This is a genomic window from Streptomyces sp. JHA26 (genome assembly GCF_002005565.1).
In the GTDB taxonomy this organism is placed as follows: Bacteria; Actinomycetota; Actinomycetes; order Streptomycetales; family Streptomycetaceae; genus Streptomyces.
On record NZ_BDJC01000013.1, the window covers coordinates 19,658 to 39,347 of the forward strand.

At 73.1% G+C, this 19,690-nt stretch carries 18 protein-coding genes; 16 read left to right on the forward strand and 2 right to left on the reverse strand.

Going from position 1 to position 19,690, the window contains the following annotated elements; translation table 11 throughout:
• The first annotated feature begins 36 nt into the window (after positions 1-36).
• The 15 genes from JHAT_RS10740 to JHAT_RS10805 all read left to right on the forward strand — a co-directional run bounded on the left by JHAT_RS10740 (position 37) and on the right by JHAT_RS10805 (position 15,124).
• Complete coding sequence (locus JHAT_RS10740; RefSeq protein ID WP_077797865.1) at positions 37-1,671, forward strand: acyl-CoA dehydrogenase family protein; 1,635 nt, start codon at positions 37-39, stop codon at positions 1,669-1,671.
• Between the two features lie 338 nt (positions 1,672-2,009).
• On the forward strand, positions 2,010-3,341 hold the full coding sequence (locus tag JHAT_RS10745) for a GAF domain-containing protein (protein WP_171990831.1): 1,332 nt from the start codon (positions 2,010-2,012) through the stop codon (positions 3,339-3,341).
• A 171-nt stretch (positions 3,342-3,512) separates the two neighbouring features.
• Positions 3,513-4,811, forward strand: a complete 1,299-nt coding sequence (locus tag JHAT_RS10750; RefSeq protein ID WP_077797867.1) for a hypothetical protein — start codon at positions 3,513-3,515, stop codon at positions 4,809-4,811.
• Between the two features lie 91 nt (positions 4,812-4,902).
• A complete protein-coding gene (locus JHAT_RS10755) occupies positions 4,903-5,475 on the forward strand; it encodes a GNAT family N-acetyltransferase (protein WP_077797868.1) in 573 nt (190 codons plus the stop codon).
• 127 nt (positions 5,476-5,602) lie between these two features.
• Positions 5,603-5,686, forward strand: coding sequence for a putative leader peptide (locus JHAT_RS35930; RefSeq protein WP_310591794.1), 84 nt, complete (start codon positions 5,603-5,605; stop codon positions 5,684-5,686).
• A gap of 126 nt (positions 5,687-5,812) precedes the next feature.
• Entirely contained in the window at positions 5,813-7,510 is a 1,698-nt protein-coding gene (gene sirA, locus JHAT_RS10760; RefSeq protein WP_077797869.1) for a sulfite reductase SirA, read from the forward strand.
• A complete protein-coding gene (locus JHAT_RS35230) occupies positions 7,507-7,722 on the forward strand; it encodes a hypothetical protein (protein WP_077797870.1) in 216 nt (71 codons plus the stop codon). The genes sirA and JHAT_RS35230 overlap by 4 nt, the downstream gene beginning before the upstream one ends.
• Positions 7,719-8,429 carry a phosphoadenylyl-sulfate reductase gene (locus JHAT_RS10770; RefSeq protein WP_077797871.1) on the forward strand — a complete coding sequence of 237 codons (711 nt, stop codon included), beginning with the start codon at positions 7,719-7,721 and terminating at the stop codon, positions 8,427-8,429. Before JHAT_RS35230 ends, JHAT_RS10770 begins: the two co-directional genes overlap by 4 nt.
• 1 nt (position 8,430) lies before the next feature.
• Positions 8,431-8,997, forward strand: coding sequence for an adenylyl-sulfate kinase (gene cysC, locus JHAT_RS10775; RefSeq protein ID WP_077797872.1), 567 nt, complete (start codon positions 8,431-8,433; stop codon positions 8,995-8,997).
• On the forward strand, positions 8,994-9,941 hold the full coding sequence (gene cysD / locus JHAT_RS10780) for a sulfate adenylyltransferase subunit CysD (protein WP_077797873.1): 948 nt from the start codon (positions 8,994-8,996) through the stop codon (positions 9,939-9,941). The genes cysC and cysD overlap by 4 nt, the downstream gene beginning before the upstream one ends.
• 2 nt (positions 9,942-9,943) lie before the next feature.
• Positions 9,944-11,296, forward strand: coding sequence for a sulfate adenylyltransferase subunit 1 (locus JHAT_RS10785; protein WP_077797874.1), 1,353 nt, complete (start codon positions 9,944-9,946; stop codon positions 11,294-11,296).
• 239 nt (positions 11,297-11,535) lie between these two features.
• Entirely contained in the window at positions 11,536-12,639 is a 1,104-nt protein-coding gene (locus JHAT_RS10790) for an aliphatic sulfonate ABC transporter substrate-binding protein (RefSeq protein ID WP_077797875.1), read from the forward strand.
• A gap of 34 nt (positions 12,640-12,673) precedes the next feature.
• Entirely contained in the window at positions 12,674-13,462 is a 789-nt protein-coding gene (locus JHAT_RS10795; protein ID WP_077797876.1) for an ABC transporter ATP-binding protein, read from the forward strand.
• A complete protein-coding gene (locus tag JHAT_RS10800) occupies positions 13,449-14,345 on the forward strand; it encodes an ABC transporter permease (RefSeq protein WP_077797877.1) in 897 nt (298 codons plus the stop codon). Before JHAT_RS10795 ends, JHAT_RS10800 begins: the two co-directional genes overlap by 14 nt.
• 8 nt (positions 14,346-14,353) lie before the next feature.
• Positions 14,354-15,124, forward strand: coding sequence for a sirohydrochlorin chelatase (locus tag JHAT_RS10805; RefSeq protein WP_077797878.1), 771 nt, complete (start codon positions 14,354-14,356; stop codon positions 15,122-15,124).
• Between the two features lie 18 nt (positions 15,125-15,142).
• Here JHAT_RS10805 and JHAT_RS10810 read toward each other — a convergent pair whose 3' ends face one another.
• Entirely contained in the window at positions 15,143-15,697 is a 555-nt protein-coding gene (locus tag JHAT_RS10810; RefSeq protein ID WP_077797879.1) for a DUF1697 domain-containing protein, read from the reverse strand.
• Positions 15,698-16,081: 384 nt separating this feature from the next.
• Between JHAT_RS10810 and JHAT_RS10815 the strand changes: the two genes are divergently transcribed.
• A complete protein-coding gene (locus JHAT_RS10815) occupies positions 16,082-18,331 on the forward strand; it encodes an MMPL family transporter (protein ID WP_077797880.1) in 2,250 nt (749 codons plus the stop codon).
• A gap of 74 nt (positions 18,332-18,405) precedes the next feature.
• Here the strand turns inward: JHAT_RS10815 and JHAT_RS10820 are convergent, their stop codons facing one another.
• Positions 18,406-19,614, reverse strand: coding sequence for a glycosyltransferase (locus tag JHAT_RS10820; RefSeq protein WP_077797881.1), 1,209 nt, complete (start codon positions 19,612-19,614; stop codon positions 18,406-18,408).
• Positions 19,615-19,690: the final 76 nt, after the last annotated feature.

Here is a 19,690-nt window from a genome sequence, read left to right on the forward strand (position 1 = left end):
GCCCGTGCCGTCCCCGGACGCGGTAGGTTCGCCGTCATGGCAGGCAGCACCCGCACCGTGACGAACCAGGCCCCGCCGCTGGCCGGTTACGACGTCTTCACCGCCGACCGGGCCCTCGTGGCGGCGGTCGAACGGCATCTGGCGCCGGAGCTGCGCGGGGAGGCGCTGGCCGAACTGTCCGGTCTCGGACGCGGCTGCGGCTCCGCCCAGGTGCTGGAGTGGGGCGCGCAGGCCGACGCCAACCCGCCGGTCCTGCGCACGCACGACCGCTACGGCCACCGCGTCGACGAGGTCGACTTCCACCCGGCCTGGCACCGGCTGCTGGGCAAGGGCGTCTCGGCCGGCCTCACCGCGGCCTGGACCCGGCCCGGCGGGCACGTGCGGCGCGCCGCCGCCTTCCTGCTGTGGACGCAGGCCGAGGCGAGCATCGGCTGTCCGCTGTCGACGACCCACGCCGCGGTGCCCGCCCTGCGCGCCGACCCGGACCTCGCCGCCGAGTGGGAACCGCGGCTGACCTCGCGGGTGTACGACCGCGAGTTGCGGCCGGCGCACCTCAAGGCCGGTGCGCTGTTCGGGACGGGCGCGACGCACGAGCGGGACGGCGGCGGCGTCCGGGCGGGCACGACCTCCGCGCGGCCGCTGGCGCAGGACGGGACGTACGAGCTGACCGGGCACGAGTGGTGCTGCTCGGCGCCCATGTCCGACGGCTTCCTGGTGCTGGCGCGGGCGCCGGGCGGACTCACCTGCTTCCTGGTGCCGCGCGTGCTGGCGGACGGCACCCGCAACGTGTTCCTGATCCAGCGGCTGAAGGACCGGCTGGGCAACCGGTCCGGCGCCTCCGCCGAGGTCGAGTTCGCCGGGACCTGGGCGCGCCGGGTCGGCGAGGAGGGGCGCGGGGTGCGCACGGTGGCCGGCACCGTGGCGGCGATCCGGCTGGACCGCGTGCTGGCCTCGGCGGGGCTGATGCGGCAGGCCGTCGCGCAGGCGGTGCACCACTGCGCGTACCGGGAGGCGTCCGGCGGGAAGCTGGTCGACAGGCCGTTGATGCGCAACGTCCTGGCCGATCTCGCGATCGAGTCGGAGGCGGCCACCACGCTCGCGCTGCGGCTGGCGGCGGCGTACGACGACGGGGGCGAGCGGGAGCGGGCGCTGCTGGGACTGGCGGTGCCGGCGGCGAAGTACTGGGTGACCAAGCGCTGTGCGCCGGTGGCGGTGGAGGCCGCCGAGTGCCTGGGCGGCGACGGGTACGTCGAGGAGTCCGGGCTGCCGCGGCTGGTGCGCGAGTCGCCGCTGAACTCGGTCCGGGCGGGCGCCGGCAACGTGCAGGCGCTGGACGTGCTGCGTGTGCTCGGGCGGGAGCCGTCGGCCCTGGACGCGTATCTGACGGAGGTGGGCCTCGCCCGGGGCGCCGATCACCGGCTGGACGCGGCGATCAGGGGCCTGCTGACGGAACTCGCCGATCTGGAGGCCGCCGAGGGGCGGGCACGGCGGCTGGTGGAGCGGCTGGCGCTGGTGCTCCAGGGGTCCCTGCTGGTGCGGTACGCGCCGCCGGAGGTCGCCGACGCGTTCTGCGCCTCGCGGCTGGGCGGCGACGGGGGCGCGGCCTTCGGCACGCTGCCGCCGACCCTGGATCTGGCGTCGGTCGTGGAGCGGGCCCGTCCGGTGACCTGATCCGGTCCCGTCGGTTCCGCCCCGCGACACACGGCCGTGCGGCACGGGGGTGATGCTGCGCCGACACGGCACCACCCCCGCCACACGGGCCTGTTCGGGCCGCGTACGCCGCTCGGGACGGCGTGACCTCGATTTTCGGACACCGGCACGGCCGTCCACCAGGGTTGCAAGGGGTTGCAACTCGCTGTCGTCTGTGTGCGGACTGTGTCCGTCCGCCAGGGGAAGGCGGTCAGTATGAGACAGAACATCCGGGACGCTCACGGGCCCGCCGACGGCCGGCCGGGCGCTCGTCCCGGCCCCTGCTTCCGGGAGGACGAGGACCAGTGGCGCTCTCGCCGATGGACGTGACGCAGTTCGCCGCCGTCGACACGGCGCGTGCGGCGCGGCTGCTCAGCGAGGTCCGTTCCGCCAGGCTCTCGGGCGGGCGTGCCCCGGCGGCGCCGCGCCCGGTGATCGAGCAGTCCTGGGAGCGGATGCTGCGCAGCGGCGTCGACCCGGACCGCGACGTCCGCTCCGGGCTGCTGTCCCCGGAGGAGGTGCGGCGCCGGCGGGAGGCCTCGCCGCTGCGGCACGTGCTGCCGGTGCTGCGGGAGGGGCTGCTGTCGGTCGCGGACGTCGCCCACCACATCATGGTGGTCGCCGACGACGAGGGCCGGGTGCTGTGGCGGGAGGGCAGCACGCCGGTGCTGCGGAGGGCCGACGGGCTCGGTTTCGAGCTCGGCGCGGACTGGCGGGAGGACGTGGTCGGCACCAACGGCGTGGGCACGCCGGCGGTCACCCGGCGGCCGGTGCAGGTCTTCGCCTCCGAGCACTTCGTGCGGTCCCAGGCGACCTGGACCTGTGCCGGGGCGCCCATCACCGATCCGCGCAGCGGCCGACTGCTCGGCGTGGTCGACGTGAGCGGGCCGCTGGAGACGATGCATCCGGCCACGCTCGCCTGGGTCGACTCGGTGGCCAAGCTCGCCGAGGCCCGGCTGCGCGAGCTGCACTCCCGGTCGCTGGAGCGGCTGCGGGCGGTGGCGGCGCCGGTGCTGGCCCGGCTCGGCGGGCGCGCGCTGGTGGTGGACCGGGACGGCTGGACGGCCGCGGTGACGGGGATGCCGTACCTGGAACGGGTGGTGCTGCCGGGATCCCCGGCGACGGGCCCGAGGTGGCTCCCGGTGTTCGGGGCGTGCGTGGTGGAGCCGCTGGACGAGGGCTGGCTGGTGCGGGCCGCCGCGGAGCCGGTGCCCCACGGCGCCCCCCGGATCCTGCTCGACCTCGGGCAGCCGCGCCGCTGGTCGGTCCGGGTGCTGGACGGTGTGGGGTCCTGGGAGCGGGAGCTGAGCCCGCGCCACGCCGAGCTGCTGTACCTGCTGGCCGTCCGGCGCACCGGCCGCAGCGCCGCGGGGCTGGCGGAGGACCTGTTCGGCGACCCGGCGCGCACGGTGACGGTGCGGGCCGAGATGTCCCGGATCCGGCGGTACCTCGGGGCCTATCTGCGGCACCGGCCCTACCGTTTCCGGGACGACGCCGAGGTCGAGGTGGTCCTCCCGGACGACCCTCGCGACCTGCTGCCCCACTCGACCGCGCCGGCGGTGACGGAGCGCCGGGCCGGGGCCCCGGTCCGGACACCGGCAGCCGAGGCCCCGGCCCGGACACCGGCACGGACCCCGGCACCGTCGCCCTGAGTGGCGGACGGCCCCCTCCCCCCGAAAGGGGGGCTCGTTTCCGCATATTTGCCATGTCCCGCTCCGCGGGCCCCTCCGCCTGTCGTAGCATCCTCCACGGACCGCCCCCTCTGCTCCTCCGTCAACGCACGGAACGACGGGCGCAGTTGGATCGGGGCCCGTGGAGGTTCTATGAAGCAGCGCGGCAGGCACCGCCGGCGCAGTCGGGGCAGGGCGTTGCGCGCGGCCCTGGCCGGGGCGGCACTCGCACTGACCGGCGCCGCCACGATGATCAGCGCCTCGCAGGCCACGGTCGCCGGGGACCCCGGCGCCCTGAAGCCGATCGCGGCGACCGGCTCCCTGCGGCTGACGGAGCACCGGGTGCCGGAGCCCTGGCTCGACCGGCTCTCCGCCGCGATGGGCGGACGGGTGGGCGTCGACACCGTCCTCGCCTCCGCCGACCACACCCTGCGCGACGCCGCCGACTGCACGGCCGGGGAGCGCGAGGCGCTGCCGGTCTCCCCCGCGGCCACGCGCGCCTACTGCTGGGACGCCGAGGACACGCGGGGCTGGCGGCCGGGGGCGGTCACCACCTCGGGGGACGCCGGCGAGGACGGCCGCTGGGGCTCCCACCGGGTCGTCCTGTCCGCCTGGAGCCGCGACGACGGCACGCCCGGGGGCGGGCCCGCCCGGGTCTCGTTCGTCGACGCCGACGATCCCGGCCGTCTCGGTTACGCCTCGGCGCTCCTCGCCGTCCCGGTGGACGGCGGACGCGACTACCGGGCGCTCGCCTCCCCCGTCTCCGGCATGGTCTGGTACCGGGACAAGCTGCTGGTCACCACGGGCGCCGGGGACCGCAACGCGCTGTACGTGTACGACGTGGACCGCGTCCAGCGCGCCACCGCCGACGTCGACGCGGTCGGCCGGGTGCCCGGCGGCTGGGCGGCGTACGGCCACCGGTACGTGCTGCCCGCCGTCGCCTCCTACCGCCTCGCCGACGCGCCGGACGCCGCGCGCCCCGCCGCGCTCTCCCTGGACCGCGGCACGGTCCCCGCCGGTCTGGTGGCGAGCGAGTACGTGCCCGCCGGCGCCGACCGGCCCACCCGCCTGTGGCGTTACACGCTCGGCACGGACCCGGCCCGCGCCGGACTGCCGGCCGCCGACCCCGCCGGGCACGTGGACGCGCGGGAGGCGTACGAGACCGAGGCGGCCGAGGTCGCGGGCGTGCTGTCGCACCGCCCGGCCGGCGCCGGACACGCCGACTGGTACCTGGGCCGGCCGGCCGGCGACGGGGGCGGGCACGGGACGCTGTGGCGGCAGGACGCGGAGGGCGCGCGGGCCGTGGAGTGCGGCGCCGACGGGTCGCACCAGTGCTGGAGCGGGCCGCCGGGCTCCCTGTCGTACTGGGCGGGGACCGGTGAGGTCTGGTCCCAGTCGGACCACATGCTCTTCGCGCTGCCGCTGGCCTCGCTGGACGAGGCGCTCGGCTGACGACCGCGACCCGCGGCGGCCGCGCGTCCGGGCCGTGCGGGCGCGGAACCGGGATCGACAGATCTCGGGATCGGGTGATTCCCTGACCGGCATGACCGACATCGCCGTGACCACCTGGTCCCTGGAGCAGACCGCGCCGACCGATCTGCGGCCGTCCGCCGCCCCGGAGGGGGACGTGCGGATCGTCCGCGCCGAGGTGCCCTCGCCCGAGTTCAGCCGCTTCCTGTACGCCTCCGTCGGGGGCGACATCCGCTGGACGGACCGGCTGGGCTGGACCCACGCGCGGTGGCGGGAGCACCTCGAGCGGCCCGGGGTGGAGACCTGGGTGGCCTACGAGCGGGGCACACCGGCCGGGTACGTGGAGCTGACGCCCGGGGACGACGGCGTCGTGGAGATCGAGTACTTCGGCCTGATCCCGGCCTTCCGCGGCCGGCGCATCGGCGGGCACCTGCTGTCGTACGGGACCGCACGCGCCTGGGACCTCGCGGACCGCTGGCCGGGGCTGGCCACGACCAAGCGGGTGTGGCTGCACACGTGCAGCAAGGACGGCGAGTTCGCCCTGGACAACTACCGGCGCCGCGGCTTCCGCCTCTTCGACACCAAGGTCGAGGAAGAGCCGGAGGTGGAGACTCCGGGGCCTTGGCCCGGGGCCTTCCCGTCCTGACCTGCGCCGAAGCGTCCGTTTTCGGCCTGTGTGACCCACGACACCCCTGTCTCGGTCTGCGGGACAGGGGCGTCCGCATCGTGGACGAAGCTGGACTGTGTCCAGATCGCCGTGCCACGCTTCCGTCATGTCTGGAACTGGAATCGCCTTGGTGAGTCGGCGGCACGTCGACCTCGGCCGCATGTCCAGCGCCATCTGTCCGGCGCGCTGAGAGACCTCTCCAGCACCACCGGATTTCTGCGTTCCCCTCCTCCTGCGCAATGAAGCGCACGCATGCCCATGCGCCGTAAGCGCAGGTCAGAGCCGCATTCCGCCTGTATTGAAGGACGTGTCCACCATGGCCGCCACCCCGCCGAAGCCTGCTGCCGCGACTCCCCGCCGCAAGGTGAGCCGTCACCGTGGCGAGGGTCAGTGGGCTATGGGTCACTTCACCCCGCTCAACGGCAACGAGCAGACCAAGAAGGACGACGACGGTCTCAACGTACGGACACGCATTGAGACGATCTACTCCAAGCGGGGATTCGACTCCATCGACCCCGGCGACCTGCGCGGACGGATGCGCTGGTGGGGCCTGTACACCCAGCGCCGACAGGGCATCGACGGCGGCAAGACCGCGATCCTCGAGCCCGAGGAGCTGGACGACAGCTACTTCATGCTGCGCGTGCGCATCGACGGCGGCGCGCTGACCACCGCTCAGCTGCGCGTCATCGGCGAGATCTCCCAGGAGTTCGCGCGCGGCACGGCCGACATCACCGACCGGCAGAACGTCCAGTACCACTGGATCCGGATCGAGGACGTGCCCGAGATCTGGAACCGCCTGGAGGCCGTCGGCCTGTCCACCGTCACCGCCTGCGGCGACACGCCCCGCGTGATGATCGGCTCCCCGGTCGCGGGCATCGCCGAGGACGAGATCATCGACGGCACGCCGGCGCTGGAGGAGATGAAGCGCCGGGTCCTGAACAACCCGGCGTACTCGAACCTGCCGCGCAAGTTCAAGACCGCGATCTCCGGTTCGCCGGTGCAGGACGTCGTGCACGAGATCAACGACGTGGCGTTCGTCGGCGTCGAACACCCCGAGCACGGGCCGGGCTTCGACCTGTGGGTCGGCGGCGGCCTGTCCACCAACCCCAAGCTGGGCGTGCGGCTCGGTGCCTGGGTGCCCGTCGAGGACGTGCCGGACGTCTACGAGGGCGTCATCTCGATCTTCCGCGACTACGGCTACCGGCGCCTGCGCAACCGCGCCCGCCTGAAGTTCCTGGTCGCCGACTGGGGCGCGGAGAAGTTCCGCCAGGTGCTGGAGGACGAGTACCTGAAGCGGAAGCTGACCGACGGCCCCGCGCCGGCCGAGCCCACCAGCCGCTGGCGCGACCACGTCGGCGTGCACCGGCAGAAGGACGGCCGCTACTACGTCGGCTTCGCCCCGCGCGTCGGCCGCGTCGACGGCACCACCCTGACGAAGATCGCCGACCTCGCGGAGGCGCACGGCTCGGGCCGGGTCCGCACCACCGTCGAGCAGAAGATGATCATCCTCGACGTCGAGGAGGGCCGGGTCGACTCCCTGGTGGAGTCCCTGGAGGCGCTGGACCTCAGCGCCAGGCCCTCGACCTTCCGGCGCGGCACCATGGCGTGCACCGGCATCGAGTTCTGCAAGCTCGCCATCGTCGAGACCAAGGCGCGCGGCGCCTCGCTCATCGACGAACTGGAGCGCCGCCTGCCGGACTTCGACGAGCCCCTCACCATCAACCTCAACGGCTGCCCGAACGCCTGCGCCCGCATCCAGACCGCGGACATCGGCCTCAAGGGCCAGCTGGTCCTGAACGACCGGGGCGAGCAGGTCGAGGGCTACCAGGTGCACCTGGGCGGCGCGCTCGGCCTCCAGGCCGGCTTCGGCCGCAAGGTGCGCGGCCTGAAGGTGACGGCGGCGGAGCTGCCGGACTACGTGGAGCGCGTGCTGAAGCGCTACCAGGCCGAGCGCGAGGACGGCGAGCGGTTCGCCACCTGGGCGGCCCGTGCCTCGGAGGAGGCGCTGTCGTGAGCGAGCGCGCCGCGCCCTTCTACTGCCCCTACTGCGGCGACGAGGACCTGCGCCCGAGCGAGGAGGGATGGGGGTCCCCCCGCGCGAGCGGAGCCGAGCGTGGGGGAGGCGCTTGGGAATGCGGCGCGTGCAACCGCGCATTCCAGTTGAAGTTCCTCGGGCTGATCGCCCGGGGTCTTCGGCCCGACTCCACGGGAGGGGAAGCGATATGACGGCCACTCAGGAAGAGCGGACGACCGACGAGCTGAAGGCGCTGGCCGAGCGGGCGGGCCGCGAGCTGGAGGACGCCTCGGCGCTGGAGATCCTCCGGTGGGCCGCGGAGACCTTCGGCGGGCGCTTCTGCGTGACCTCCTCCATGGAGGACGCGGTCGTCGCCCACCTCGCCTCCCGCGCCCTGCCCGGCGTGGACGTGGTGTTCCTCGACACCGGCTACCACTTCCCGGAGACCATCGGCACCCGGGACGCGGTGGAGGCCGTGATGGACGTGAACGTCATCACGCTCACCCCGCGCCAGACGGTCGCCGAGCAGGACGCCGAGTACGGGCCGAGGCTGCACGACCGCGACCCCGACCTGTGCTGCGCGCTGCGCAAGGTGAAGCCGCTGGAGGAGGGGCTGAAGGGCTACCAGGCGTGGGCGACCGGGCTGCGCCGCGACGAGTCCGAGACGCGGGCGAACACCCCCGTGGTCGGCTGGGACGAGAAGCGGGGGAAGGTCAAGATCTCCCCCATCGCCCGGTGGACGCAGGAGGACGTGGAGGCGTACGTCGCCGAGCACGGGGTCCTCACCAACCCGCTGCTGATGGACGGTTACGCCTCCGTGGGCTGCGCGCCCTGCACCCGCCGTGTGCTGGAGGGCGAGGACGCGCGGGCCGGCCGCTGGGCGGGCCGCTCCAAGACCGAGTGCGGACTGCACGGCTGACATGACGACCACCGAGATTCAGGAGAACCACGTGACGACCGGAGCCACCGTCTGGCTCACGGGTCTGCCGAGCGCCGGCAAGACCACCATCGCGCACGAGCTGGCCGGCCGACTGCGCCGGGAGGGCCGGCGCGTCGAGGTGCTCGACGGCGACGAGATCCGCGAGTTCCTCTCGGCGGGCCTCGGCTTCGGCCGCGAGGACCGGCACACCAACGTGCAGCGCATCGGCTTCGTCGCCGAACTGCTCGCCCGCAACGGCGTCACGGCGCTGGTCCCGGTGATCGCGCCGTACGCGGACAGCCGGGACGCCGTGCGCAAGCGGCACGAGGCGAACGGCACCGCGTACGTGGAGGTGCACGTGGCCACCCCGGTCGAGGTGTGCTCCGTGCGCGACGTGAAGGGTCTGTACGCCAAGCAGGCCGCGGGTGAGCTGACGGGGCTCACCGGGGTCGACGACCCGTACGAGGAGCCCGTCGCGCCCGACCTGCGCATCGAGTCGCAGGACCAGACCGTCCAGGAGTCCGCCGCGGCGGTGTACGCCCTGCTCAGCGAAAGGGGACTGGCATGACGACGACCGTCGCCACGGTCGAGGAGGGCGAGGGCGCCGCGAACAGCCCGTACGCCCTCTCCCACCTCGACGCCCTCGAGTCCGAGGCGGTGCACATCTTCCGCGAGGTGGCGGGCGAGTTCGAGCGGCCGGTGATCCTGTTCTCCGGCGGCAAGGACTCCATCCTCATGCTGCACCTGGCGCTGAAGGCGTTCGCCCCCGCGGCCGTGCCGTTCTCCCTGCTGCACGTCGACACCGGGCACAACTTCCCCGAGGTCCTGGACTACCGCGACCGCACGGTGGAGAAGCACGGGCTGCGCCTGCACGTCGCCTCCGTGCAGGACTACATCGACCGGGGGGTGCTCAAGGAGCGCCCGGACGGCACGCGCAACCCGCTGCAGACGCTGCCGCTGACCGAGAAGATCCAGGCGGAGAAGTTCGACGCCGTCTTCGGCGGCGGGCGCCGCGACGAGGAGAAGGCCCGCGCCAAGGAGCGGGTGTTCTCGCTGCGCGACGAGTTCTCCCAGTGGGACCCGCGCCGCCAGCGTCCCGAGCTGTGGAACCTGTACAACGGCCGGCACGCCCCCGGCGAGCACGTCCGGGTCTTCCCGCTGTCCAACTGGACCGAGCTGGACGTGTGGCAGTACATCGCCCGCGAGGGCATCGAGCTGCCCGAGATCTACTACGCCCACGAGCGCGAGGTCTTCGCGCGCGCCGGCATGTGGCTGACCGCCGGCGAGTGGGGCGGCCCGAAGGACGGCGAGACGGTCCAGAAGCGGCGGGTCCGCTACCGCACCGTGGGCGACATGTCCTGCACCGGCGCGGTCGACTCCGACGCCGACACCATCGAGAAGGTGATCGCCGAGATCGCCGCCTCCCGGCTCACCGAGCGCGGCGCGACGCGTGCCGACGACAAGCTCTCCGAGGCCGCGATGGAAGACCGCAAGCGCGAGGGGTACTTCTAGACATGACCAGCACCACCGAGCCCACCGAGCCGCTGTCGGCCGCGCAGCTGTCGGAGACCACCCTGCTGCGGTTCGCCACCGCGGGGTCCGTCGACGACGGCAAGTCCACCCTGGTCGGCCGTCTGCTGCACGACTCCAAGTCGGTCCTCGTGGACCAGCTGGAGGCCGTGGAGCGCGCCTCCGCGAGCCGCGGCCAGGAGGCCCCGGACCTGGCGCTGCTCACCGACGGCCTGCGGGCCGAGCGCGAGCAGGGCATCACCATCGACGTGGCCTACCGCTACTTCGCGACCCCCCGGCGCCGGTTCATCCTGGCCGACACCCCCGGGCACGTGCAGTACACCCGGAACATGGTCACCGGCGCCTCCACGGCCGAGCTGACGGTGATCCTGGTCGACGCCCGCAACGGCGTCGTCGAGCAGACCCGCCGGCACGCCGCGATCGCCGCGCTGCTGCGGGTGCCGCACGTGGTGCTCGCCGTCAACAAGATGGACCTGGTCGAGTACCGGGAGTCCGTGTTCGCCGCCATCGCCGAGGAGTTCACGGCGTACGCGACCGAGCTGGGCATCCCCGAGGTCACCGCGATCCCGATCTCGGCGCTCGCGGGCGACAACGTGGTGGAGCCGTCGGCGGTCATGGACTGGTACGGGGGGCCGACCGTCCTGGAGCACCTGGAGACCGTCCCGGTCAGCCACGACCTGGCGCACTGCCACGCCCGGCTGCCCGTGCAGTACGTGATCCGTCCGCAGACCGCCGAGCACCCCGACTACCGGGGTTACGCGGGCCAGATCGCCGCCGGCACCTTCCGCGTCGGCGACGAGGTCACCGTGCTGCCGTCGGGCCGCACCTCGAAGGTGTCCGGCATCGACCTGCTGGGCGTGCCGGTCGACGCGGCCTGGACGCCGCAGTCGGTGACGCTGCTGCTGGAGGACGACATCGACGTCTCCCGCGGCGACCTGATCGTGCCCAGCAAGGACGCGCCGGCCACCACCCAGGACGTCGAGGCCACGGTCTGCCACGTCGCCGACGCGCCGCTGACGGTGGGCCACCGCGTGCTGCTCAAGCACGGCACCCGCACGGTCAAGGCGATCGTCAAGGACATCCCGGCCCGGCTCACGCTGGACGACCTGTCCCTGCACCCGCACCCCGGCCGGCTCGTCGCCAACGACATCGGCCGCGTGAAGATCCGTACCGCCGAGCCGCTGCCCGCGGACTCCTACGCGGACTCCCGCCGCACCGGTTCGTTCATCCTGATCGACCCGAGCGACGGCACCACGCTCACCGCCGGGATGGTGGGCGAGTCCTTCGCCGCGCCGGAGCCGGTCAAGGACGCGGACGACGACGGGTGGGACTTCTGAGCATGAACTCCCCCGACTTCTGGTCCACGTTCGCGAAGGAGGGCGGCCGCGTCGGCAGCGGTGCCCTCGGCAGCGGACAGGGAGGAGTGGGGCGATGTGCGTGCTGACGTACGCGCACCGCACGCGCGCCCGCACCCCCCACCCGCACAGCCGAAGACCTGCCGACCTCCCGGCCACGACCTGACCCCTCGGACCATCCGACAGGCGTGACCGCCGGGCCAACGAGAGGACCACCTCCCGTGCCTGCCACCTCCGCCCTGCGCCGTACGCTGGCGGTCATCGCCGCGCTCCCCCTCCTGACCCTGGCCGCCTGCGGGTACGGCTCCCAGGCCAAGGACGACGACACCGTCAAGGTCGCCGCGGGTGCCGAGAAGATCGACGGTCTGGACTCCGTCCGCATCGGCTACTTCGGCAACGTCACCCACGCCACCGCCCTGGTAGGCAACCGGAAGGGCTTCTTCCAGAAGGCGCTCGGCGGGACCGAGGCCAAGTACGCGACCTTCAACGCGGGCCCGTCCGAGATCGAGGCGCTGAACTCCGGCTCCATCGACATCGGCTGGATCGGCCCCTCCCCCGCGATCAACGGCTACACCAAGTCCGACGGCAAGAACCTGCGGATCATCGGCGGTTCGGCCTCCGGCGGCGTGAAGCTGGTGGTGAACCCGGACAGGATCAAGTCCCTGAAGGACGTCAAGGGCAAGCGCATCGCGACCCCGCAGCTGGGCAACACGCAGGACGTGGCGTTCCTCAACTGGATCGCCGAGCAGGGCTGGAAGGTCGACGCGCAGAGCGGCAAGGGCGACGTCACGGTCGTCCGCAGCGACAACAAGGTCACCCCGGACGCCTACCGGTCCGGTTCCCTGGACGGCGCCTGGGTGCCCGAGCCCACCGCCTCCAAGCTGGTCGCCGCGGGCGGCAAGGTGCTCCTCGACGAGTCGACGCTGTGGCCCGACGAGAAGTTCGTGATCACGAACATCATCGTGTCGCAGAAGTTCCTGAAGGAGCACCCGAAGGCCGTCGAGGCCGTCCTGAAGGCCTCGGTCGACACCAACGCGTGGATCGGGGCCCATCCGGAGGAGGCGAAGGCCGCGGCCAACGCGCAGCTGGAGAAGGACACCGGCAAGGCACTGCCGGCCGAGGTCCTGGACCCGGCCTGGAAGTCGATCCAGCTCACCGACGACCCGCTGGCCGCCACCCTCGACGCCCAGGCGGAGCACGCCGTGAAGGCCGGTCTGCTGGAGAAGCCCGACCTCGACGGCATCTACGACCTCACGCTGCTCAACAAGGTCCTCGAGGCCAAGGGCGAGCCCGCGGTCGACGACGCCGGTCTCGGCGTCGAGTAAGCCCGGATCCGACCATTCCCAGGAGGTGACGACCATGGCCACGACCCTCGCCAAGGCCGCCGACGGTACCGAGGCGGCCACGCACGCCGCCCGGATCGAGCACGTCTCGAAGTCGTTCGCGGGCCCCGCCGGACAGCAGCTCGTGCTGGACGACATCACCCTCGATGTCGCGCCCGGCGAGTTCGTCACCCTCCTGGGGGCCTCCGGCTGCGGCAAGTCCACGCTGCTGAACCTGGTGGCGGGCCTGGACAGGCCCAGCGCCGGCGCCATCACCACGGACGGGCGCCCGGCCCTGATGTTCCAGGAGCACGCCCTGTTCCCGTGGCTGACCGCGGGCAAGAACATCGAGCTCGCCCTGAAGCTGCGCGGCGTGCCCAAGTCCGAGCGCCGCGACAAGGCCGAGGAACTGCTCGAACTCGTCCGGCTCAAGGGCGCGTACGGCAAGCGGGTGCACGAGCTGTCGGGCGGCATGCGCCAGCGCGTCGCGATGGCACGCGCCCTCGCGCAGGAGAGCAAGCTGCTGCTGATGGACGAGCCGTTCGCGGCGCTGGACGCGATCACGCGGGACGTGCTGCACGACGAGCTGACCCGGATCTGGCGGGAGACGAAGCTGTCCGTCCTGTTCGTCACGCACAACGTGCGCGAGGCCGTGCGGCTCGCCGAGCGCGTGGTACTGCTGTCCTCCCGTCCCGGGCGCGTGGCGCGCCAGTGGACGGTGGGCATCGAGCACCCGCGCCGCATCGAGGACACCGCCGTGGCGGAACTGTCCGTCGAGATCACCGAAGAACTGCGTGGGGAGATCCGCCGCCATGGCCAGCACTGAGACGACCAGCCCGGCGAAGGACGGCGGCGACCTCGCCGGTCTGGAGGCGGGCCTCGACGCACTGGAGACGGTGCAGCAGGGCCGCAGGCCCTTCCGGCAGACCTTCGTCGAGAAGATCCTGCCGCCCACCGTCGCAGTGCTCCTGGTGCTGGCGACATGGCAGGGGCTGGTCTCCTTCGACGTCGTCGACGACCCGACCAAGCTGCCCGCCCCGTCCGCCGTGTGGGACGTCGTCCACCAGGCGTGGCTCCAGGGCGAACTGCTCGGCTACATCTGGACCAGCGTCTCGCGCGGTCTGCTCGGCTTCTGCTTCGCCCTGCTGATCGGCACCCCGCTGGGGCTGCTGGTGGCGCGGGTGAAGTTCGTGCGGGCGGCGATCGGCCCGATCCTGTCCGGCCTCCAGTCGCTGCCGTCGGTGGCCTGGGTGCCGCCGGCCGTGATCTGGCTGGGCCTGAACAACACGATGATGTACGCCGTCATCCTGCTGGGCGCGGTGCCGTCCATCGCCAACGGCCTGGTGTCCGGCGTCGACCAGGTGTCCCCGCTGTTCCTGCGGGCGGGCCGCACGCTGGGCGCGACGGGGCTGAAGGGCACCTGGCACATCGTGCTGCCGGCCGCGCTGCCCGGCTACGTGGCGGGGCTGAAGCAGGGCTGGGCCTTCTCCTGGCGGTCGCTGATGGCCGCCGAGATCATCGCGTCCTTCCCCGACCTGGGCGTGGGCCTCGGCCAGTTGCTGGAGAACGGCCGCAACGCCAGCGACATGGCCATGGTCTTCGAGGCCATCCTGCTGATCCTGATCGTCGGCATCGCCATCGACCTGCTGATCTTCAGCCCGCTGGAGCGGTGGGTGCTGCGCAGCCGCGGTCTGCTGGTGAGGAGCTGAGGTACGCCATGCACCGTCCGGTCCGCCCCGCCCGTCACGCCCGTCCCGTCCTGCTGGTCGTCGCCCACGGCAGCCGCGATCCGCGGCACGCCGCGACCGTGCACGCCCTGGTCCGCCGGGTCAGGTCGCTGCGCCCGGGGCTGCGGGTGGAGACCGGCTTCCTGGACTTCAACGTGCCCTCCGTGCAGGGCGCGCTGGAGTCGCTGGCGGAGGAGGGGGTGCGGGACGTGGTGGTGCAGCCGCTGCTGCTGACCCGCGCCTTCCACGCCAAGGCCGACATCCCGGCCGTCCTCGCGGACGCGCCGGCCCGGCTGCGGATCCGGCAGGCAAAGGTGCTCGGCCCCTCCCCGCTGCTGCTGGCGGCGCTGGAACGGCGGCTGTACGAGGCGGGCCTCACGCCCGCCGACAAGTCCTCGACCGGGGTCGTGCTGGCCTCGGCGGGGTCCTCCGACCCGGAGGCGATCGCAGTGATCGCAGAAATCGCGCGGGAGTGGCGGCACACCGGTTGGTGCGCCGTGCGGCCTGCGTTCGCCTCCGCATCCCTTCCCCGTACCGAGGACGCGGTCCGCGAGCTGCGCGCCGCCGGCTGCGCACGCGTCGCCGTCGCCCCGTACGTGCTGGCCCCCGGCTTCCTGCCGGACCGCATCGCGCGGGGTGCGGCCGGGGCGGACGTCCTGGCGGACGTGCTGGGCCCGGCGCCCGAGGTGGCGCGGCTGCTGCTGGAGCGGTACGACGCGGCGCGGTCGCCGCTGCCGGCGCTGGTGGCGGTCGGCGCCTGACGCCGGACCGGCCGGGCGTCAGGCGCCGGGGGCGGTCAGTTCCACCAGTTTGACGACCGTGTTCCAGTTGCGGCTGGTGGCGATCACGCCCTTGGTCACACGAGGCCTGGCGAGCGCCTCGGCGAGCTTGGAGCGGCCGAGGCCGTCCGGCGCGTACAGGTACAGGGCGCGGTCGCCGAGGCGGAACTCCTCGGGGAGGAAGGCGGCCCGGTCCACGGACGCGAAGCGCTCCTCGTCGACCGGCGCGGAGAAGTAGGTGACGTGGAGCTGCCTGGCCTCGAGGTCGGCGGCGGGGAAGGGGCAGGAGTCGGCGACGGCCCGCAGATAGGCGTGGTCGCGCACGATCACGTCCACCGGGAAGCCGAAGTGCTCCTCGATCGCCTGCGCCACCTCGGCGGCCAGGGACTCCTCGTCGCCGTGACCGGACGTGAACACGGCCTGTCCGCTCTGGAGGTGGGTGCGCACGGCGTCGTGGCCGAGACCCTCCAGGAGGGTGCGCAGTTCGGCCATCGGGACCTTCCTGGCGCCGCCCACGTTGATTCCGCGCAGCAGCGCCGCGTACGTCGTCGTCATGCGCACACCCTAGGGTGGCCGTCGCGCCCCGTGGGGGCGGGCGCGACGGCCGCGTCCGCCGGGGCGGACGTGCGCGCCACTCTCGCCGATCCGCGGGGCGGGATTCAACCACTGCGCGCGCGTGTGACCTGTTCAACAACCCCACGGAAGGGAACCTGGCGGAATCCGTCCTCCGGCCGCACCCCGACCGCCGTCCCCGACGGTCCCGGGTAGATGTAAGGGACCGTCGTCCTCCCCAGCGGTGAGACCGGGCGTCCGAGGGGATGAGCCGGACCCGTCCCGCTTCACCAGTCAGCACGACGTGACCGGCTTTTCCGGGCCATAGCGTCGAAGCGTCAGGTGGTGGCAGGGGGCCTCCACCGCGGACGAGGGGGCAAGCCCGTCATGGGGAACGCAGACACACGGGTGCGGGGCGTCGCCGCCCGGGCCGGCGGCTGGAGCGCCCGGCACCGATGGGCTGCCGTCGGGATCTGGGTACTGTTCGTCGTCCTGGCGATGGGGCTCGGTTCGGCGGCCGGCCGCGTCGACGTCAAGGACAGCGAGCAGATGGGGGGCGAGACGCGCACCGCCGCCCGGATCGTCGAGGACGCCGGGATCGACGAACCGGCCGGTGAGAGCGTCCTGATCCAGGCGAGGGACGGGAGGCTGACGGCCACGGACGCCGAGTTCCGCGCCGCCGTCACCGCGGTCGTCGAGGCGGTGGAGGGCACCGGCGAGGTCACGGGCGTGACCTCCCCGTACGAGACGAGGACCATCTCGCAGGACGGCCGCAGCGCGCTGGTGCAGTTCGACATGCGCGGCGAGGCGGACACCGCGGGCGAGCGGGTCGAACCGGTGCTGAAGGCCGTCGAGGGCGTCCAGAAGGAGCACGGGTCGCTGCGGATCGAGGAGATCGGCGGCGCCAGCATGATGAAGACGTTCGACGACGCGTTCGGCGACGACTTCCAGAAGGCCGAGTACTCCGCGGTGCCGGTGGCCCTCGGCATCCTGCTCGTCGCGTTCGGCGCGCTGGTGGCCGCGCTGGTGCCGGTGGCGCTGGCGATCACCGCGATCATGGCGACGATGGGTCTGATGGGCCTGGTCAGCCACTTCCAGCCGATGAGCGACACCGCCAACTCCGTGATGCTGCTGGTCGGTCTGGCGGTCGGCGTCGACTACTGCCTGTTCTACCTGCGCCGTGAGCGCGAGGAGCGCGCCGCGGGCCGGGACGCGCAGACCGCGCTGCGGATCGCCGCCGCCACCAGTGGCCGGGCGATCGTCGTCTCCGGTGTGACGGTGTGCGTGGCGATGGCGGGCATGCTGTTCACCGGCATCGCCGAGTTCGAGGCGATGGGTCTGGCCTCGCTGATGGTGGTCGCGGTCGCCATGGTCGGCTCGGTGACGGTGCTGCCGGCGCTGCTGTCCCTGCTGGGCGAGCGGGTGGAGAAGGGGCGCGTCCCGTTCCTGCGCCGGCGTCGGCGCCGGGCCACCGGGGAGGGCAGCCGGTTCTGGACCGCCGTGCTGCGGCGCGTGCTCGCCAGGCCGGTGCTCGCCGCGGCCGTGGCGGTCGGCGCCCTGCTGGCCGTCGCCGCCCCCGCCGTCGGCATGAAGACGCAGAACCTCACCCTGGACCAGGAGTTCGGCGACTCGCTGCCCCTCGTGCAGACGTACGACCGGGTCAACGAGGCCTTCCCGGGCGGCTCCGACCCGGCCGAGGTGGTCGTGAAGGCCGACGACATCAACGCGCCCGAGGTGCGGGCCGCGCTGGCCGACTTCCGTACGCAGGCGGTCGGTTCGGGCGCCTCGCGCGGTCCGGTCGACATCACCGTGCACGACGAGCAGAACGTCGCCCTGATCCACGTCCCGCTGGTCGGCGGCTCCGACCAGGACGAGGCGGGCGAGAGCCTGGACAAGCTGCGCGACGAGGTCCGGCCCGCCACGCTGGGCAAGGTCGACGGCGTCGAGGCCCCGATCACCGGGCAGGTGGCCGGCAACAAGGACTTCAACGACCAGCTCGTCGGCTCGGTCGCGCCGGTCTTCGCGTTCGTCGTGGTCTTCGCCTTCCTGCTGATGCTGCTGTCGTTCCGCTCCCTGACAGTGGCGATCACCTCGATCGTGCTGAACCTGCTGTCGGTGGGCGCGGCGTACGGCATCCTCGTCGCCGTCTTCCAGCACGGCTGGGGCGCCTCGCTGGTGGGCGCGGAGGGGGTCGGCGCCATCGTCACCTGGCTGCCGCTGTTCCTCTTCGTGATCCTGTTCGGCCTGTCGATGGACTACCACGTGTTCGTGGTCTCGCGGATCCGCGAGGCGCGGCTGCGCGGCCGCACGACGAGGGACGCGATCCAGCACGGCGTGGTCACCACGGCCGGGGTCGTCACCAGCGCCGCGGTCATCATGGTCGCCGTGTTCGCCATCTTCGGCACCCTGTCCATGCAGTCCATGAAGCAGATGGGCGTGGGCCTGGCGGCGGCGGTGCTGATCGACGCGACCGTCATCCGGGGCGTGCTGCTGCCGGCCGTGATGGCCCTGCTGGGCGAGCGCAACTGGTACCTGCCGAAGTGGCTGCACCGGCTGCCGGACCTCACCCACGACGAGTCGCCCGAGGCGGTCGCTCCGCCGGCCCGGGACGACGAGGGCGAGCGGGTCGGGGTCTGAGCGGCCCGGGAAGTGGTGAGGGCCCGTCGGTCCGGGGGAACCGACGGGCCCTTCGCCGTCGCCGGCGCACGCCGTCAGGGGCGCCGCGCCGCCGCCAGTTCGGCCTCGATCAGGTCGGCCGCCCGCCGGGTGCCGCCCTCCTGGGCCATCTGCTCCCGGATCTCCCTCAGGCGCGCGGCCGCCTCCGGATCGTCGACCAGGGCGAGGGCGGCGGTGCGCAGCGCCTCGGCGGTGGCCTCCTCGGTCGCGAGCCTGCGGGCGACGCCGAGGCCCTCGAGCATGTCGGCGTTGACGAACTGGTCGGCCGCCTGCGGTACGGCGATCATCGGCGTGGCGGTCGCCAGGCCCTCCTGGCTGCCGCCGGCGCCCGCGTGGGTGACGAACAGGTCGGCCTGCTGGAGGATCGCCAACTGCGGCACCCAGGAGCGGACTTCCACGCTGTCCGGCACGTCGCCCAGCTCGGCGGGGTCGACGTGCGCTCCGACCTGGAGCACGGTGTGCCAGCCGGGCAGTTCGCCGAAGGCCTTGACGCACTCCCGGTAGAACGCGGGCTGCTTGGTGAAGGCGGACCCGAGGGAGACGAGGACGACCTTCTCTGCGCCCTCGGGGCGCGTCCAGTCGCCCTCGGTGGAGCGGTCCCCCTGGCAGGCGCCGACGAAGGTGTACACCTTCTCGTCCACCCGGTCGGCGTTGGGCTGGAGCGCCTTGGGGATCAGCACCAGGGAACGGTCGGGGCGGCCTGTGAACGGGTCGGGGTGGTCGGTGATCCCGTTCTCCTCCAGCCAGGCGTGGAAGCGGGCGTAGTAGGCCTGCCCCCGCTCGGTCTTCAGCGGCTCCTCCCACATCGGCTCGGCGACCTCCTGCTCGTAGCCCTCCCAGGCGACCATGCAGGGCGACAGGGAGATCACGGGCACGTCCCAGCGGCGGCCGAGGACGCGTGCGGCGTAGGAGGCGATGTCGTGCAGGACCAGGTCCGGCTCGTCCCCCTCGTACGCCTCGGCGAGCTGCGGGAGCGACTGGATCGCGTCGTCGAGGAAGGGCTCCACGTTGTCCAGCAGGGTGCTCCCCCACGCCTCCGGGTCGGCGTCGGGGCCGGGCAGCGTGCTGTTCCAGAGCTTGGGTTCGGCGCCCGTCCCGGCGACCTTGTCCGCGAGGAGCGGCGGGATCGCGTACGTCACCCGGTGCCCCCGCGCGACGAGCTCGCGGATCACCTCCAGGCTGGGGTTCACGTGGCCGTGGGCGGCGATGGAGAACATGGCGATGTGGGCGGGGCGACTGGTCATGTCCGCACCGTATGCGAGACGAGACGTCTCGTGCAACCCTGTTGCGGTGCCGCCGCCCCACCGGTCCGGCGGCACC